This is a genomic window from Amorphoplanes digitatis (genome assembly GCF_014205335.1).
Lineage (GTDB): Bacteria > Actinomycetota > Actinomycetes > Mycobacteriales > Micromonosporaceae > Actinoplanes > Actinoplanes digitatus.
Window position 1 is genome coordinate 1,126,283 of sequence record NZ_JACHNH010000001.1, and the last position, 16,020, is coordinate 1,142,302.

Sequence of the window (16,020 nt, forward strand, 5' to 3'; positions counted from 1 at the left end):
TGAGCCTTGGACGGAGTTGATGATTCGCTCGCAAGCTCGCTCATCGCTTGACCGCCATCCGGTTGGCCAGCCAGCCGAAGGCGTAGCCGGTGGGGATCAGGACGGCCGCGAACGTTCCCGCGAAGACGAGGAAGATCGCGATGACCTGGTCGCCGTTCGCGTTGATGAGTTCCTTCATCGCGTTCGAGGACTCCGCGAGGCCGATCGTGCCGACGATCGTCGAGTTCTTCGCCAGGGCGATGAAGATGCTGCCCAGCGGCGCGATCACCGCCCGGGCCGCCTGCGGGAGGACGATGATCGTCAGGGTCTGGAAGAAGGACATGCCGATCGCGCGGGCCGCCTCGGCCTGCCCGGGCGGGACGGTGTTGATGCCCGAGCGGATCGCCTCACAGACGAACGCGGCGGTGTACACCGACAGGCCGATCACGCCGAGCCAGTAGTTGTTGCGGTCGATGTCGTCCGACAGCTTGACGCCGAGCGTCGAGAACAGGCCGAAGTAGCAGAAGAAGATGATCAGCGTCAGTGGTGTGTTCCGGAACGTGTTGACCCAGGTGGTGCCGAAGCCGCGCAGCACGGGCACCGGCGACACCCGCATCGCGGCGAGCAGGACGCCGAGAATGAGGGCGCCCACGGTGCCGGCCGCGGTCAGCTTCAGGATCCAGAGGAATCCCGTCACGTACACGTCGAAGTTTGTGGGGTCGGAGAAGACGTCCATCGTCCTCGCTTCCTCGCGCCGCGGCAGGCGGGCGGGGCCGGCGCTGCCGGCCCCGCCCGCTCAGATGAAGATCAGCTGCAGTTGGTGAGCTTGGTGACGTCGAGTTCCGGCGCCGGCTTGCCGCTCTTGCCGAGCGTGTTGTCCCACGCGGCCTTGTAGGAACCGTCGGCCGCGGCGGCCTTCAGGATCTCGTTGATCTTGTTGCAGCCCTCGGAGTCCTCCTTCTTGACGCCGATGCCGTACGGCTCCGAGCTGAAGGGCTTGCCGACGACCTTGAACTTGCCCGCGTACTGGTCCTGTGCGGCGTAGCCCGCCAGGATGATGTCGTCGGTGGTGACCGCGTCCACCTGGCCGCCGGCCAGCGCCGTCACGCACTTGGAGTACGAGTCGAACTGCTGGAGCTTGGCGTCCTTGTACTCGGTCTGGATCCGCTTGGCCGGCGTGGAGCCGGAGACGGAGCAGACCTTCTTGCCGGCCAGCGACTCGGGGCCGGTGATCGTCGAGTTGACCGGGACGAGCAGGTCCTGGCCGGCGACGTAGTAGGGGCCGCCGAAGTTGACGACCTTCTTGCGCTCGTCGTTGATCGTGTAGGTCGCCACGACCACGTCGACCTGGCCCTGCTGGATGAAGGGCTCACGGTTGGACGACACGGTCGTCTTGTATTCGATGCCGGACTCCGGTACGCCGAGGCCCTTCGCGATGATCTTCGCGATCTCGATGTCGAAGCCGGTGTAGGTGCTGCCGGTCTGGAGGCCGAGGCCCGGCTGGTCGGCCTTCACACCGAAGACCAGCTTCTTGTCGCTGCCGGCCTTGCCGACGATGCCGCTGGCCGCCGTGTCCGACCCGCTGTCGTCCCCGCCACATGCTGCGGCGGCCATTACCAGAGCGAACGCCCCGGCCACTGCCGTCATACGGTTGATGCGCATCGTCCTGCTCCTCCTGCTGGAAACTGCAACAACGTGAACGTGCTCGTATCGTGCTGATGCTTCAAGTGACTTGTCGGAAACCGGAAGAGGGGTGTCCGGTGTGGACACTCAATGAGTGAGGATCTTGGAGAGGAAGTCCCGGGCCCGCTCGCTCTTGGGGTTCTCGAAGAACTCGGCGGGCGGCGCCGACTCGACAAGCTGGCCGTCGGCCATGAAGACGACCCGGTTCGCGGCGTGCCGCGCGAAGCCCATCTCGTGGGTGACGACGACCATCGTCATGCCCTCGCGGGCGAGCGAGGTCATGACGTCGAGCACCTCGCCGACCATCTCGGGGTCGAGCGCGCTGGTCGGCTCGTCGAAGAGCATCGCCTTGGGCTGCATGGCCAGGGCGCGGGCGATGGCGACGCGCTGCTGCTGGCCGCCGGAGAGCTGAGCGGGGTACTTCTCCGACTGGCTGGCGATGCCGACCCGGTCGAGCAGGCCCATCGCGCGCTCGCGGGCGACGGAGGCCTTGTCGCCGCGCACCTTGACCGGACCCAGCATCACGTTCTGGAGGATCGTCTTGTGCGCGAAGAGGTTGAACGACTGGAAGACCATGCCGACCTCGCTGCGCAGCCGCGCCAGGGCCTTGCCCTCGGCGGGCAGCGCCTGGCCGTCGAACGTGATCGTGCCCGAGTCGATCGGTTCGAGCCGGTTGATCGCCCGGCACAGCGTCGACTTGCCCGAGCCCGACGGTCCGATCACGACGACCACCTCGCCGCGGTCGACCGAAAGGCTGACATCCTGCAAGACGTGGAGCGGGCCGAAGTGTTTGTTGACGCCCTCGAGAACGATGAGAGGCTCGCTTGTGGGCACCGTCGGACCACCGTCCCGTCGTTGGGTTACTCGATGGGGTCACTCTATGGGCGTGGACATATCGGTTCACACCGAGATTGGTCACGGAGCGGTAACTGTGCAGGTGTGAGGCCGAAGGGATGTCCACGATGAGCGATATGGCTGACGCCGATCCGACAGCCGGACTCTGGAGCTGGTGCGCGTCCGAGCGCCTGGAGGCGGTGCACGTCCGCACCGCCGTATCGGGCGCACTGCGGCTTCCGGTGGCGACACTGGACGCACCCGTGGACGGCGCGGTTCTCTGTGACGTATGGCACGTCGGCGGCGAGTTCCCGACCTTGATCGAATGCTTCCTCGCGCCGGGCGACGTCGCCGAGGCGACGATCGCCAGCGCCGTCTCGGTCCGGCTCGGCGCCGACCTGCTGCTGCCCGACGACACCCTCAACCCGACCCGGTACGTGCTCGCGGAGCCGGACGGCACGCTACGGGCCGTGCACGTCGAGGAGGTCGAGACCGACGACGGTACGGAGCGCAGCCACCTGCGCCCCTGCACGGGCGACGACCCGGACTGCGCACGCGGGCCGGGCTGCGGCCGTTCGCGGTGGAAGCCGGCACCTACTCCGGAACGACCCGCGGCGGCCTAGGGACTATCCTGGTCAACTGCCATGACTACCGAGACCCGGGGCCCAGCCCCTGACGCAGGCGCCGCCCGCACGTACGACGTGCGCACCTACGGCTGCCAGATGAACGTGCACGACAGCGAGCGCATCTCCGGCCTGATGGAGGGCGCCGGATACGTCCGCGCGGCCGACGCGGACGCGGCTGACGTTGTCGTGTTCAACACCTGCGCGGTCCGGGAGAACGCCGACAACCGCCTCTACGGCAACCTCGGTCACCTGCGCCCCACCAAGCTCAGGAACCCCGGCATGCAGATCGCGGTCGGCGGCTGCCTGGCGCAGAAGGACCGCGGCGACATCGTCAAGCGCGCGCCCTGGGTCGATGTGGTCTTCGGCACACACAACATCGGCTCGCTGCCGGCGCTGCTGGAGCGCGCCCGGCACAACCAGGAGGCCGAGGTCGAGATCCTCGAGTCGCTCGAGGTCTTCCCGTCGACCCTGCCGACCCGCCGCGAGTCGACCTACGCCGGCTGGGTGTCGATCTCGGTGGGCTGCAACAACACGTGCACGTTCTGCATCGTGCCGTCGCTGCGCGGCAAGGAGAAGGACCGCCGCCCGGGCGACGTGCTCGCCGAGGTCGAGGCGCTGGTCGCCGAGGGCGTCCTCGAGGTCACCCTGCTGGGCCAGAACGTCAACTCCTACGGCGCCGAGTTCGGCGACCGGCTCGCGTTCGGCAAGCTGCTGCGCGCCTGCGGCGACGTCTCCGGCCTGGAGCGGGTCCGCTTCACCAGCCCGCACCCGAAGGACTTCACCGACGACGTGATCGCCGCGATGGCCGAGACGCCGAACGTGTGCCACTCGCTGCACATGCCGCTCCAGTCCGGCTCCGACCGGGTGCTGCGGGCGATGCGCCGCAGCTACCGCTCGGAGAAGTACCTCGGCATCATCGACAAGGTCCGCGCCGCCATGCCGGACGCGGCGATCACCACGGACATCATCGTGGGCTTCCCGGGCGAGACCGAGGACGACTTCGAGTGCACCCTCGACGTGGTCCGGCAGGCCCGCTTCTCCAGCGCCTTCACTTTCCAATATTCGAAGCGCCCCGGCACACCGGCCGCGACGATGGACGACCAGCTGCCCAAGCAGGTCGTCCAGGAACGCTACGAGCGCCTGATCGCCACGCTCGAGGACATCACCTGGGCGGAGAACAAGCGGCAGGTCGGCCGCGCGGTCGAGGTCCTGGTCGCGACCGGCGAGGGCCGCAAGGACGAGCGTACGGGCCGGATGAGCGGCCGGGCCCGGGACGGCCGGCTGGTGCACTTCGCGACCGGCGGGCTGACCGGCATCCGGCCGGGCGACATCGTGCACACCGAGATCACGTACGCGGCGCCGCACCACCTGAACGCCGACGGCGCGCCGCTGGGCCACCGCCGCACCCGGGCCGGCGACGCCCACGAGGCGGGCCGGGCACCGCGCACGGCCGGCGTCTCGCTGGGCCTGCCGAGCGTCGGCGTGCCGGCGCCGCTGCCCGCCGCGGCCGGCGGTTGCGCTCTATAACGTCCCACGTACTGGAAAAGGTCTCACGTATCGGCGGACCGGGTCGATCCGGGGGCTATGGCTCTGCGTTGGTATGCCACGGTCTCCTTCGCCCTGGTGGCGGGGTACCTGGCGTTCCCCGCCGACCTGCGGCCGATCCCGTTCCTGGCCGTCACCTTCGGCGCCATTCCCGCCGTGATCGTCGGCATGCGGAGCAGCCCGGCCGCCGCGCGCGCTCCATGGTGGTGGGTGCTGGCCGGACTGGTGGTATTCAACGTCGGCAACCTCGCCTGGCTCTGGTACTTCTATGTGCAGGGGCGGGCGACCGGCGACGGCACGCTCGCGGACCTGCTGTACAACCTGGCGAACCTGCTCATGCTCGCCGGGGCGATGACGGTGGTGCTGCGCCGGGGCCGGCGCGACATCGGCGGCCTCATCGACGCCGGGATCACCGCGTTCGCCCTCGGCGGGCTTTTGTGGGACGCCTTCGTGCTTCCTCAGCTCACCGCCGCCGACACCCCGATGTCACGCCAGGCCGCCCTCTTCGTCAACGTCCTGGTCATGGCGGGCGGGCTTGGTGCCCTGCTGCGGGTGTCGACGGTCTCCGGCCGGCAGGTTCCCGCCCTATGGCTGATGACGCTCAGCATGGGAACAGGTCTCGCCGGCAACCTCGTGGCGGCCTTCGCCGTCGACCCGGCGACGGGTACCCGCCCAGACTGGACCACCATGATCTTCATGGCCGGGTACACGTTCCTCGGCTGCGCGGCGCTGCATCCCTCGGCGGCGGACGCCACCAGACCCGGACCGGAACCCAAGGACGACCTGACGGCGGGCCGGCTGACATTCCTCGGCATCATGACCGCGCTGATCCCGATCGTCGGCGGCGGCCGGGCGATCCTCAAGCTGCCGACCGACGGGCTCCTCGTCGCGCTCGGCTCGGCCGTGGTGATCCCGCTGGTCATGGTCCGGGTGGCCCGGCTCGCCAACCAGCGCCGCCGGGCGGAACGGGCGCTGCTTCGGATGGTCAACCGTGACCCGCTCACCGGACTGCCGAACCGGGCCGGGTGCCTCGAACGGCTCGCGGCCGAGCTGGACCGGCCCGGCGTCGCCGTGCTCTTCTGCGACCTCGACGGCTTCAAGCCGGTCAACGACCGGCTCGGCCACGCGGCCGGCGACGAGCTGCTGATCGCGGTCGCCACGCGGTTGCGCGGCTGCATCCGCGAGCAGGACCTGGTGAGCCGCTTCGGCGGCGACGAGTTCGTCGTGGTGTGCCGCGACGACGACCCCCACAGGGCGGTCGACGCGGTGTGCGGCCGGATCCGCGAGATGGTCTCGCAGCCGCTCACCGTCGGCGGGGAGAGCGTCCGCATCGGCATGAGCGTCGGTGTGGCCTTCGCCGAACCGGGAAGCTGCATCGACGACCTGATCGGCCGCGCGGACCTCGCCATGTACGAGGCCAAGCGGTCGAAGTCGGTTGGCGCCCTCAGCCTCTCCGGCTTTTAAGGTCAAAATCCTTTTCCCGTACGCGCACAGCCGCACCGCCACCAGCAGAGCACCGTGGCGACGGGGTCACCCCAGCGTGGCCAGCTCTCCGGCGTTCGCGTTGCCGCCCGTGCAGACCACCGCGACCCGCTTGCCGGCGAACTCGTCCGGCCGGCTCAACACGCCCGCCAGCGGCGCGGCGCCGGCGCCCTCGGCGAGGGTATGCGCCCTGCTCGCCATCAGCCGCTGCGCCTCGGTGATCGCGTCGTCGGTCACCAGCAGGAAGTCGCTGAGGCCGTCGCGCATCAGGCGCTGCGGCAGGTCGAAGCCGCGCCCGGTGGCCAGACCGTCCACGCGGGTGCGGTTCGGGCGCTTGACGAGCTCGCCTGACCGCCAGGAGTCGTAGGCGGCCCGGGACGCGTCCGACTGGACGCCGATGACCCGGCAGTTCGGGGCGAGCTTGCTAGCCACGACGGCCGCCGCGGCCGCGCCGGTGCCGCTGCCGATCGGCACCAGGATGGCGTCCAGGTCCGGCTCGGCCTCCAGGATCTCGAGGTACAGCGTGCCGACGCCGGCGAGCAGTTCCGGGGTGTCGCCGGGGCTGATCAGCCGCGCGCCGGTGGACCGCGCCAGGTCCTCGGCGTGCCGCTGCGCCGTCTCGAGATCGGGGCCGTGCAGGATCACCTCGGCGCCCAACGCCGCCGTCGCCTCGGCCTTCGCCGGACTTGCCGACTCCGGCATCACCACCCGGCACGGTGCGCCGTAGATCGCGCTCGCGTAGGCCATCGACTGCGCGTGGTTGCCGGTCGAGTAGCTGACCGTGCCCCGGGCCCGCTCCGCCGCCGACATCGCCTCCAGCAGGGTGAACCCGCCGCGCACCTTGAACGCGCCGACCGGCTGGACGTTCTCGTGCTTGACGAACACGGTCGCGCCGACGGCCGCGTCCAGCAGCGGGTACGACCACATCGGGGTCGGCGGCAGGTGCCGGTAGACGATGTCCCGGGCGGCGGCCACGTCGGCGAAGCTGAGGTCCATGCCGCCATCATCCCCGGCGCGGCTCGGGGCGTCCGATGCCAATCGCGAGGCGCTGGACCCCGTCGCCACGGTGCCCTGCCGGGGGCGGTGCCGCTGTGCGCGTAAGGGAAAAGGGTTTTGATCTTCAAAGCCGGAGCGGCGGCGGGCCGGAGCCCACCGCCGCTGCCGGATCTAAATGATCAATTCGCCTGTTCGGCCAGGGCGAGGAACTGGCGCTTGGAGGAGAGCGCCAGCTCCGCCTCCTTGATGCGGCGGGTGTCGCCCGCCGCCTGCGCCCGGGCCAGCCGCTGCTCGGCCTCGGCGACCTGCTCACGCATCTGGCGCAGCAGCGGGTTGTCCTGCGGCGTGGTCTTGCGCCACGCCGAGTCCATCGCCACCCGGATGCGCTCCTCGGCGGCCCGCCAGCGGCGGTCCAGGCTCGCCGTCGCCTCGCGCGGCACCCGGCCCGCGTCGTGCCAGGCGGCCTGGGCGTCACGCAGCTTGTTCTGCGCGCCGCGCGGGTCGGCGTCGACGTCGAGCGCCTCGATCTCGGTCAGGATCGCCTGCTTGCGGTCGAGGTTGCCCTTGTATTCCGCGTCGCGGGCCGAGAAGACCTCGCTGCGGCGGGTGAAGAAGGCGTCCTGAGCCGCGCGGAAGCGTTCCCAGAGGCGCTGCTCGGCCTCCTTGGCCGCCCGTGGCGCGGCCTTCCACTCGTTCATCAGGTCCTTGAGCCGGTTGGCCGTCGACGACCACTCCGTCGAGTCGGCCAGGCCCTCGGCCTCCTTGACCAGCTCCTCCTTGGCCGTCTGCGCCTGCTTGCGCTGCCCGTCAAGGGTGGCGAAGTGCGCGCCGCGGCGGCGGGTGAAGCCGTCGCGGGCGGCCGCGAACCGCTTCCACAGCTCGCCGTCGGTCTTCTTGTCGACGCCGCGGATGGTCTTCCACTCGTCGAGGATCTCCTTGAGCCGGTCGCCCGCGCTCTTCCAGCCCGTCGACTCGGCGGCGATCGTCTCCGCCTCCTCGACCAGGGCGGTCTTGCGCGCCAGCGCCTCGCCGCGGGCCGCCTCGCGGGCGGCCCGGGCCTCGCCGGCCTTCTCGTCGGCGACCGTGGTCAGCCGGTCGAGGCGGGCGGCGAGCCCGTCGATGTCGCCGACCACGTGTGCCTCATCGAGGCTCGCGCGGATCCGTTTGACGCTGGTCAGCGAGTGCGCGGCGTCGGCGGCGCCGGACTTGAGCCGGGCCTCGATGAGGTCGACCTCGGTCACCAGGTCCGCGAAGCGCCGGGCGAAGTGGGCCAGGCCCTCCTCGGGCGTGCCCGCCTGCCACGAGCCGACCACGCGGTCGCCCTCGGCCGTCTTCACATACACGGTGCCGTCGGCATCCACGCGCCCGAAGGCCGTCCAGTCGTTCATGAGCCCACCCTCGTTCTCCCGGCGGTGCGGGCCTCGCTGCCCGCGACCACCGCCATAGCGCAGTCGAATGCCATTGTTCCATCGGCATTCTTTCTCGCGCATTGTCACAGGTCCAACCCGGTTCCGGGGAAGCGCCCGCCGATGACCGTGACCAGCCCGTTACGGTGGCTCCGTGCCTTTGCTCCCATCTCCAGGAGTCATCGCGGTCGTCGGGCCCACCGCCGCAGGGAAATCCGCCCTCAGCATCGCGCTCGCACGGGCCCTCGGCGGCGAGGTCGTCAACGCCGACTCCATGCAGCTCTACCGGGGTATGGACATCGGCACGGCCAAGCTCACCGCTGACGAGCGGGAAGGCGTTCCGCACCACGTCCTGGACGTCTGGGACGTGACGCGGCCGGCGAGCGCGAAGGAGTACCAGGAGCTGGCCCGGGCCGCGGTCGACGACATCGCCGCCCGGGGCCGGGTGCCGCTGCTCGTCGGGGGCTCCGGGCTCTACGTCCGGGCGGTTCTCGAGGAGTTCGAATTTCCCGGCACGGATCCCGCCATTCGGGAGCGGCTGGAGCTGGAGCTGGCCGCGGCGGGCCCGGCGCCGCTGTACGCCCGGCTCGCGACGCTCGACGCGAGCGCCGCCGCGAAGATCCTGCCGTCGAACGGGCGGCGCATCGTCCGGGCGCTGGAGGTCATCGAGCTGACCGGCGAGCCGTTCACCGCCGCCCTGCCCGCGCCGACCCCGTACTACGAGTCGGTGCAGATCGGCGTGGACCGCGAGACCGCCGAGCTCGACAAGCGGATCGCCGACCGGGTGGACCTGATGTGGGCCGCGGGCCTGCTCGACGAGGTGCGGGGGCTGGACGGCCTGCGGGAGGGCCGCACGGCGAGCCGGGCGCTGGGCTACCAGCAGGCGCTGGCCCAGCTCGACGGCGAACTGACCGAGGAGCAGGCCAAGGACGAGACCGTGCGGGCGACCCGCCGCTTCGTGCGCAGGCAGCGCTCCTGGTTCCGCCGCGACCCGCGGATCACCTGGCTCGACGGCGCGTCGGCCGCTCTTACGGAGGAGGCGTTGGCGGCCTGCGCGGCGGCTGCGCGATGATGGACGCGTGTTGTTCACCAAGGGCCACGGCACCGGAAACGACTTCGTCATCCTCGGCGACCCCGACGGGGCGCTGGCGCTGACCCCCGCGCTGGTCGCGGCGCTCTGCGACCGGCACCGCGGCATCGGCGCGGACGGCGTGCTGCGCGTGGTGCGCAGCGCCAAGGATCCGGACGGCGCCGGCCACGCGGGCGATGCCGAGTGGTTCATGGACTACTGGAACGCGGACGGCTCGTTCGCCGAGATGTGCGGCAACGGCGTCCGGGTCTTCGCCCGCTACCTGGTCGCCAACGGCCTGGCCGACCCCGGCGGCGAGGACCTGCCGGTCGCGACCCGGGCCGGCGTCGTGCGCGCGCGGGTCGGCGACCCGATCATCTCCGTGCAGATGCGCGCCCCCGAGGTGTACGCGGCGAGCACCGCGACCGTCGGCCAGCTCACCTTCCCCGGCGTCGCGGTCGACTGCGGCAACCCGCACCTGGTCTGCGGCGTGCACGACGGCCTGCCGCTGGGCTCCCTGGACCTGCACGCGGCGCCCGGCTACGACACGGCACTTTTCCCCGGGGGAGTGAACGTCGAATTCACCACTGTGGGTGACCCGGTCGAGGGCGCCGACATGCACATGCGGATGCGGGTCTACGAGCGCGGCTCGGCCGAGACGCTGTCCTGCGGCTCGGGCGCGCTCGCGGTCGGCGCGGTCGCGCTGCGCGACGCCGGGTTGCGCGCCGGCGTGGTCGCCGTCGACCTGCCCGGCGGCCGGCTGACGGTCACCTACGACGGCGCGTCATGGTGGCTGGCGGGGCCGGCGGTGCTGGTGGCGACCGGTGAGGTCGACCCGGCGGCGCTCACCCGATGACGGCCCTGCACCGGGTGGCGCACCGCGGTTACTCCGCCGTCGCGCCCGAGAACACCCTGCCCGCGCTCGCCGCCGGTGTCCTCGCCGGCGCCACGTTCATCGAGTTCGACGTGCGGACCACCGCCGACGGCGTGCCGGTGGTGATCCACGACCGCACGGTCGACCGCACCACCGACGGGACCGGCAAGGTCTGGGAGCTGACCCTTGACGAGGTCTCCGCGCTGGACGCGGGCTCCTGGTTCTCCCCGGCGTACGCGGGCACGCGGATTCCCCGCCTGACCGAGGTCCTTGACCTGCTGCGCCCGCACGCCGCGCCCGCCGCCGAGCTGCTGCTGGAGATCAAGCCGCCGGCCACCCTCGAACAGGTGAAGAACATCATCGGCCTGGTGGCGGGCGCGGGCCTGCTGGGCCGCACGGTCGTGCAGAGCTTCGACCCGGCCGTCGTCGCGCTGGTGGCGGAGGCGGCCCCGGACACCCGGCGCGGGCTGCTGCGCGACGGCTTCGACGCCGGGCAGCTGGCGGTCGCCCTCGAACTCGGCATCAGCTACTGCAACCCGTCGACGGACGCGGTGCTGGCCGCGCCCGGCACCGTCGCCGCCCTGGCCGGCGCCGGGGTGGCGGTGATGCCGTGGACGGCAAACGACATCGCGCTCTGGCCCGCCCTGGTCGACGCCGGTGTGGCCGGCATCATCTCGGACCGGACGGGCGAGCTGACCGGCTGGGCGGCGGCGGTTCAGAACGTGTCGCCGGGCGCCTCGTCCAGTTCCGCGTCGGGCATTGCCGCCGAGTTCGGGTGTGCCGGTGCGCCCTTGACCACCTGACGGATCGCCGCGGCCACCGCCGGGGTCACCCGCGGGTCGAAGACGCTGGGCACGATGACTGTCGGGTTGAGCTTGTCCTCGCCGACGACGTTCGCGATCGCCACCGCCGCGGCCAGCGCCATCTCCTCGGTGAACTCCTCGGCGCTGGCGTCGAGCATGCCGCGGAAGACGCCCGGGAAGGCCAGCACGTTGTTGATCTGGTTGGGCTGGTCCGAGCGGCCGGTGGCGACCACGGCCGCGTGCTGCCGCGCCGCGCGCGGGTCCACCTCGGGGTCCGGGTTGGCCAGCGCGAAGACGATCGACCTGTCCGCCATCTTGGCGATGTCGTCGCCGGTCAGCAGGTTCGGCGCGCTCACGCCGATGAACACGTCCGCGCCGACGATCGCGCCGGCCAGGTCGCCGGAGTAGTTGCCGCGGTTGGTGTGCTCGGCGAGCCACTGCCAGGTCGGGGTGAGGTCGTCCATGCCGCGGTGCAGGGCGCCCCTGCGGTCGTACGCGATGATGTCGCCGACGCCCTGGCGCAGCAGCAGCTTCATGATCGCGGTGCCCGCCGCGCCGGCGCCGGAGACCACGACCCGGACGTTCGCGAGTTCCTTGCCCACCACCCGCAGCGCGTTGGTCAGCGCGGCAAGCACGCAGATCGCGGTGCCGTGCTGATCGTCGTGGAAGACCGGGATGTCGAGCAGCTCGCGCAGCCGCATCTCGATCTCGAAGCACCGCGGCGCGGCGATGTCCTCCAGGTTGATGCCGCCGTAGGCCGGCGCGATCGCCTTGACGATCGCCACGATCTCGTCGGTGTCCTGTGTGTCCAGCACCACCGGCCAGGCGTCCACCCCGCCGAAGCGCTTGAAGAGGGCGGCCTTGCCCTCCATCACCGGCATCGCCGCGGCCGGTCCGATGTTGCCCAGGCCCAGCACCGCCGAGCCGTCGCTGACCACGGCGACCGTGTTGCGCTTGATGGTGAGCCGGCGCGCGTCGGCGGGATTCTCCGCGATCGCCATGCAGACCCGCGCCACCCCCGGCGTGTACGCCCGGGACAGCTCGTCGCGGTTGCGCAGTGCCACCTTGGAGCTGACCTCGATCTTGCCGCCCAGGTGCAGGAGGAACGTGCGGTCGGAGACCTTGCGGACGTCGACGCCGTCCTGCGCCTCCAGCTGCTTGACGACCTGGTCGGCGTGGCCGGAGTCGGCGGTGTCGCAGGTGAGGTCGACGAGCACGTGGGTGGGGTCGGAGTCCACCACGTCGAGCGCCGTCACGATCGCGCCGGCCTCGCCGACGCAGGTGGTGAGCCGGCCGATGGAGGAGGCGTCGGCGGTCACAGCGATGCGGATCGTGATCGAGAATCCTGCACTGGGCAGGCGGGTGGTCACCACGGTGTTCCCTCCGTCGTTGGCGGGTGCGTACCCGCAATCTTGCTCTTCGGGAATACCGGACACCAATCCGGTGGTTACTGATACGTCAGACACTCTGCGACAAACGCCCCGCACCGTTATGTGGATGCGCTCGACGCCCCGGGCGTGCCACGATCGGGCGGAGGAGGTCACTTTTGCGTACTGAGGTATTCGAACCGGACGTCACCACCGGTGAGCTGGAGCTCGAGGAGCGCCACTCCCTGCGTCGGGTCGCCGGTCTCTCCACCGAGCTCACGGACGTCACCGAGGTCGAGTACCGGCAGCTGCGACTCGAACGTGTCGTGCTGGTCGGTGTCTGGACCGAGGGCACCATCGCCGATGCGGAGAACTCCCTCACGGAGCTCGCCGCGCTCGCCGAGACGGCCGGGTCCGAGGTGCTCGAGGGCCTGATCCAGCGGCGTAGCCGCCCCGACTCGGCCACCTTCATCGGCCGGGGCAAGGTCGACGAGCTGCGCGACGTTGTCGTCGCCACCGGCGCCGACACGGTCATCTGCGACGGCGAGCTGTCGCCCTCGCAGCTGCGCAAGCTCGAGCAGCAGGTCAAGGTCAAGGTCGTCGACCGCACCGCGCTGATCCTGGACATCTTCGCCCAGCACGCGAAGAGCAAGGAAGGCAAAGCGCAGGTCGAGCTGGCGCAACTCCAGTACCTGCTGCCCCGCCTGCGCGGCTGGGGTGAGTCGCTGTCCCGTCAGGGCGGCGGCGCGGGTGGCGGCTCGGGCGGCGGCGTCGGCACGCGTGGCCCCGGTGAAACCAAGATCGAGACCGACCGGCGGCGGATCAACACCCGCATCTCGCGCCTCAAGCGCGAGATCAAGGCCCTGCGGACGGTACGCCAGACGAAGCGCTCCAAGCGCACCAGCAGTGGCGTGCCCGCGGTCGCCATCGCCGGCTACACCAACGCCGGCAAGTCCAGCCTGCTGAACAGCCTCACCTCGGCGGGCGTGCTGGTCGAGGACGCGCTGTTCGCGACGCTGGATCCGACCACCCGCCGCACGGCGGCCGAGGACGGGCGGGTGTTCACGATCTCCGACACGGTCGGCTTCGTCCGGCACCTGCCGCACCACATCGTCGAGGCGTTCCGCTCGACGCTGGAGGAGGTGGCCTACTCCGACCTGGTCGTGCACGTGGTCGACGGGGCGCATCCGGACCCCGAGGGCCAGGTGACGGCCGTCCGGGAGGTGCTCGGCGACGTCGGCGCCGACCGGATCCCGGAGCTGCTGGTCGTCAACAAGATGGACGCGGCCGACGAGGAGACCATCCTGCGGCTCAAGCGGGCCTGGCCGGACGCGGTGTTCGTGTCGGCGCGCTCGGGCCTGGGCATCGCCGAGCTGCACGTGGCCATCGCGGAGCGGCTGCCGCGCCCGGCGGTCGACCTGCGGGTGCTGCTGCCCTACGACCGGGGTGACCTGGTGGCCCGGATCCACCGCGTCGGGCAGGTGCTGGAGACCCGCCACACCGAGGAGGGCACCGAGCTCCGGGTGCGGGTGGGCGAGCAGTTGGCCGCCGATCTTGCGGCTTTCCGCATGTAACGGCGTGGTTGTCGGATTCGTAAGCCGCACCAAGGTGATCCACGCGAAACACGGATTAGAGACGCCGCATGCGACACTGATCGGATGCGGCGTCTCGTGTTCCCGGTCATCCTTGCCTCCGGGCTTGTGATGTTGGGGGCCGTGCCCGCCTCTGCCGAACCCGCCCCCGCGGCGGACCCGGCGAAGGCAGCGGCCGGCAAGAAGCTTTGTAAGGTCACCGACTCGGCCCTGCCCGAGCTCTCCGGGATGGTCGCCGTCAAGAACGGCTACGTGGTCGTCAACGACAGCGCCGACCTGGAGAGCCAGAAGAAGGTCTTCTTCCTCGACGACGAGTGCGAGATCACAAAGCGCGTCGACTACAGCGGCAAGGGGCCCCTCGACACCGAGGACATGGCGCTGTCGCCGGACGGCAAGACGATCTGGATCGCCGACATCGGTGACAACAACGTCCGGGACAACCCCGACGACCCGCGCCCGACCGTCGGCCTCTGGAGCATGCCGGTCGACGGCTCCAAGAAGCCGAAGCTGCACCGCCTGGCGTACCCACAGGGCGACAACCACGACGCCGAGGCGCTGCTCCTCAACGGCGACGGCACGCCGATCATCGTGACCAAGGAGACGGTCGGCAAGCCGGCCGCCATCTACGTGCCGAAGGCGCCCCTGAAGGCCAACAACGAAGAGGGCGTGCCGCTCCAGAAGGTCGGCGAGGTCACACTGCCGCGCTCGGACACGCAGGGCAACCCGCTCGCCCGCCTCGCGCAGGGCATCGTCACGGGCGGCGCCGTCGCGCCGGGCGGGACGAAGGTCGTGCTCCGCACCTACCTCGACGCCTTCGAGTGGGACGTGTCGAACGGCGACGTGCTGGCTGCCCTCAAGAACAAGCCGCGCCAGACCGGCCTGCCCAACGAGCCGTTCGGCGAGGCGATCACCTACAGCCCCGACGGCAAGCAGTTCAACACGGTCTCCGACGTCGGCTCCTCCTCGGACGAGGAGGCCACCAACTACATCCTGGGCTACACCCCGGCGACGAAGGTCCTCGAGGCCAAGGCGTCCGGCGACGAGGACGGCGCGGCGAGCGGCGGCTCCTGGCTCGCGGATCTGAGCCTGTCCGACATCACCTACATGGTGGGCGGCGTCGGAGTGCTCGGCGCGATCCTGGTCGGCGCGGGCGTCTTCGGCATCATGCGGTCCCGCAAGAAGGCCCTGCTGGAGCCGCCCGCCGGCAAGAGCGTCGACCCGAACGGACCCAAGCCGATCGACGCCCGGACCGAGCTGCTGTCGGTCGGCGGACCGGCCGAGCGCCCGGGCGTCTACGGCGGCAACCGTGCACCTGTCGGAGCACCGTCCGGCCCGGGTGTCTACGGAGCCCAGCCGTCGGCGCCGCAGAAGGGCGGCGTCTACGGCGGTGGCGGCGGCCGTCCGCCGCAGGGCCAGCCCGCGGGTCGCCCCGCACCGCCGCCGGCCGGTCGCCCGGGTGGGGGTCGCCCCGGCGGCCCGCCGCCGGTGCAGCCCGGTCGTCCCGGTGTTGTCCAGCCCGGTCGCCCCGGCGGTGCCCAGCCCGGCCGTGGCGGCCAGCAGGGTCGCCCGGGTCAGGGCGGCGGTGGCCGCCCCGGCGGCGGCGTCTACGGCGCTCCGCCCGCTCCGCCACCGCCCACCGGCCGCCCGCCCGGCGGTGGGTCGCAGCGTCCGTCCGGATTCACCGGCCCGCAGGGCGGCAACCGGCAGCCCGGTCGCCCGGACGGCCGTCCGCCTTACGGCGTCTGATCCGCCTGTGCCGGGTCG

14 protein-coding genes are annotated in these 16,020 nt (G+C 71.2%); 8 read left to right on the forward strand and 6 right to left on the reverse strand.

The window, feature by feature from the left end:
* Positions 1-40: 40 nt before the first annotated feature.
* The 3 genes from BJ971_RS05200 to BJ971_RS05210 all read right to left on the reverse strand — a co-directional run bounded on the left by BJ971_RS05200 (position 41) and on the right by BJ971_RS05210 (position 2,496).
* Entirely contained in the window at positions 41-715 is a 675-nt protein-coding gene (locus tag BJ971_RS05200; protein ID WP_184990308.1) for an amino acid ABC transporter permease, read from the reverse strand.
* 71 nt (positions 716-786) lie between these two features.
* Complete coding sequence (locus tag BJ971_RS05205) at positions 787-1,641, reverse strand: glutamate ABC transporter substrate-binding protein (RefSeq protein WP_184990310.1); 855 nt, start codon at positions 1,639-1,641, stop codon at positions 787-789.
* A 108-nt stretch (positions 1,642-1,749) separates the two neighbouring features.
* Entirely contained in the window at positions 1,750-2,496 is a 747-nt protein-coding gene (locus BJ971_RS05210; protein ID WP_184990312.1) for an amino acid ABC transporter ATP-binding protein, read from the reverse strand.
* Positions 2,497-2,633: 137 nt separating this feature from the next.
* On the opposite strand from BJ971_RS05210, the gene BJ971_RS05215 reads away from it, so the two are divergent.
* The 3 genes from BJ971_RS05215 to BJ971_RS05225 are packed head-to-tail and all read left to right on the forward strand — an operon-like array spanning position 2,634 to position 6,131.
* The gene (locus BJ971_RS05215; protein ID WP_239087855.1) at positions 2,634-3,119 is read left to right on the forward strand and encodes a hypothetical protein; all 486 of its coding nucleotides are present in this window, start codon (positions 2,634-2,636) and stop codon (positions 3,117-3,119) included.
* Positions 3,120-3,140: 21 nt separating this feature from the next.
* Positions 3,141-4,649 carry a tRNA (N6-isopentenyl adenosine(37)-C2)-methylthiotransferase MiaB gene (miaB, locus tag BJ971_RS05220; protein ID WP_184990316.1) on the forward strand — a complete coding sequence of 503 codons (1,509 nt, stop codon included), beginning with the start codon at positions 3,141-3,143 and terminating at the stop codon, positions 4,647-4,649.
* A gap of 57 nt (positions 4,650-4,706) precedes the next feature.
* A complete protein-coding gene (locus BJ971_RS05225; RefSeq protein ID WP_184990318.1) occupies positions 4,707-6,131 on the forward strand; it encodes a GGDEF domain-containing protein in 1,425 nt (474 codons plus the stop codon).
* 66 nt (positions 6,132-6,197) lie between these two features.
* Here the strand turns inward: BJ971_RS05225 and BJ971_RS05230 are convergent, their stop codons facing one another.
* Both BJ971_RS05230 and BJ971_RS05235 read right to left on the reverse strand, forming a co-directional pair.
* On the reverse strand, positions 6,198-7,145 hold the full coding sequence (locus tag BJ971_RS05230) for a threonine ammonia-lyase (RefSeq protein ID WP_184990320.1): 948 nt from the start codon (positions 7,143-7,145) through the stop codon (positions 6,198-6,200).
* A gap of 179 nt (positions 7,146-7,324) precedes the next feature.
* Positions 7,325-8,533 carry a DUF349 domain-containing protein gene (locus BJ971_RS05235; RefSeq protein WP_184990322.1) on the reverse strand — a complete coding sequence of 403 codons (1,209 nt, stop codon included), beginning with the start codon at positions 8,531-8,533 and terminating at the stop codon, positions 7,325-7,327.
* A 172-nt stretch (positions 8,534-8,705) separates the two neighbouring features.
* Between BJ971_RS05235 and miaA the strand changes: the two genes are divergently transcribed.
* From miaA to BJ971_RS05250, 3 genes are read left to right on the forward strand one after another with little or no spacing between them, the layout of a single operon-like run.
* The gene (gene miaA / locus BJ971_RS05240) at positions 8,706-9,623 is read left to right on the forward strand and encodes a tRNA (adenosine(37)-N6)-dimethylallyltransferase MiaA (RefSeq protein ID WP_184990324.1); all 918 of its coding nucleotides are present in this window, start codon (positions 8,706-8,708) and stop codon (positions 9,621-9,623) included.
* 7 nt (positions 9,624-9,630) lie between these two features.
* A complete protein-coding gene (dapF, locus tag BJ971_RS05245; RefSeq protein ID WP_184990327.1) occupies positions 9,631-10,476 on the forward strand; it encodes a diaminopimelate epimerase in 846 nt (281 codons plus the stop codon).
* Positions 10,473-11,297: a glycerophosphodiester phosphodiesterase gene (locus BJ971_RS05250; RefSeq protein ID WP_184990330.1), complete on the forward strand. Its 825-nt coding sequence runs from the start codon at positions 10,473-10,475 to the stop codon at positions 11,295-11,297. The genes dapF and BJ971_RS05250 overlap by 4 nt, the downstream gene beginning before the upstream one ends.
* On the opposite strand, the gene BJ971_RS05255 is transcribed toward BJ971_RS05250, so the two are convergent.
* Positions 11,210-12,670 carry an NAD-dependent malic enzyme gene (locus BJ971_RS05255; RefSeq protein WP_184990332.1) on the reverse strand — a complete coding sequence of 487 codons (1,461 nt, stop codon included), beginning with the start codon at positions 12,668-12,670 and terminating at the stop codon, positions 11,210-11,212. The genes BJ971_RS05250 and BJ971_RS05255 overlap by 88 nt on opposite strands.
* A gap of 173 nt (positions 12,671-12,843) precedes the next feature.
* On the opposite strand from BJ971_RS05255, the gene hflX reads away from it, so the two are divergent.
* Together hflX and BJ971_RS05265 are read left to right on the forward strand one after the other, a co-directional pair.
* Positions 12,844-14,238: a GTPase HflX gene (hflX, locus tag BJ971_RS05260; protein WP_184990334.1), complete on the forward strand. Its 1,395-nt coding sequence runs from the start codon at positions 12,844-12,846 to the stop codon at positions 14,236-14,238.
* A 141-nt stretch (positions 14,239-14,379) separates the two neighbouring features.
* Positions 14,380-16,002 (forward strand): hypothetical protein, encoded by a 1,623-nt coding sequence (locus tag BJ971_RS05265; protein ID WP_239087856.1) that lies wholly within the window; start codon positions 14,380-14,382, stop codon positions 16,000-16,002.
* Positions 16,003-16,020: the final 18 nt, after the last annotated feature.

What these genes read in the sequence shown, in the direction of transcription:
- BJ971_RS05230 (WP_184990320.1), bottom strand. Translation starts at nt 7,145, where the DNA reads ATGGACCTCAGCTTCGCCGACGTGGCCGCCGCCCGGGACATCGTCTAC.
- BJ971_RS05225 (WP_184990318.1), top strand. Translation starts at nt 4,707, where the DNA reads ATGGCTCTGCGTTGGTATGCCACGGTCTCCTTCGCCCTGGTGGCGGGG.
- BJ971_RS05235 (WP_184990322.1), bottom strand. Translation starts at nt 8,533, where the DNA reads ATGAACGACTGGACGGCCTTCGGGCGCGTGGATGCCGACGGCACCGTG.
- BJ971_RS05250 (WP_184990330.1), top strand. Translation starts at nt 10,473, where the DNA reads ATGACGGCCCTGCACCGGGTGGCGCACCGCGGTTACTCCGCCGTCGCG.
- BJ971_RS05205 (WP_184990310.1), bottom strand. Translation starts at nt 1,641, where the DNA reads ATGCGCATCAACCGTATGACGGCAGTGGCCGGGGCGTTCGCTCTGGTA.
- BJ971_RS05200 (WP_184990308.1), bottom strand. Translation starts at nt 715, where the DNA reads ATGGACGTCTTCTCCGACCCCACAAACTTCGACGTGTACGTGACGGGA.
- miaB (WP_184990316.1), top strand. Translation starts at nt 3,141, where the DNA reads ATGACTACCGAGACCCGGGGCCCAGCCCCTGACGCAGGCGCCGCCCGC.
- BJ971_RS05215 (WP_239087855.1), top strand. Translation starts at nt 2,634, where the DNA reads ATGGCTGACGCCGATCCGACAGCCGGACTCTGGAGCTGGTGCGCGTCC.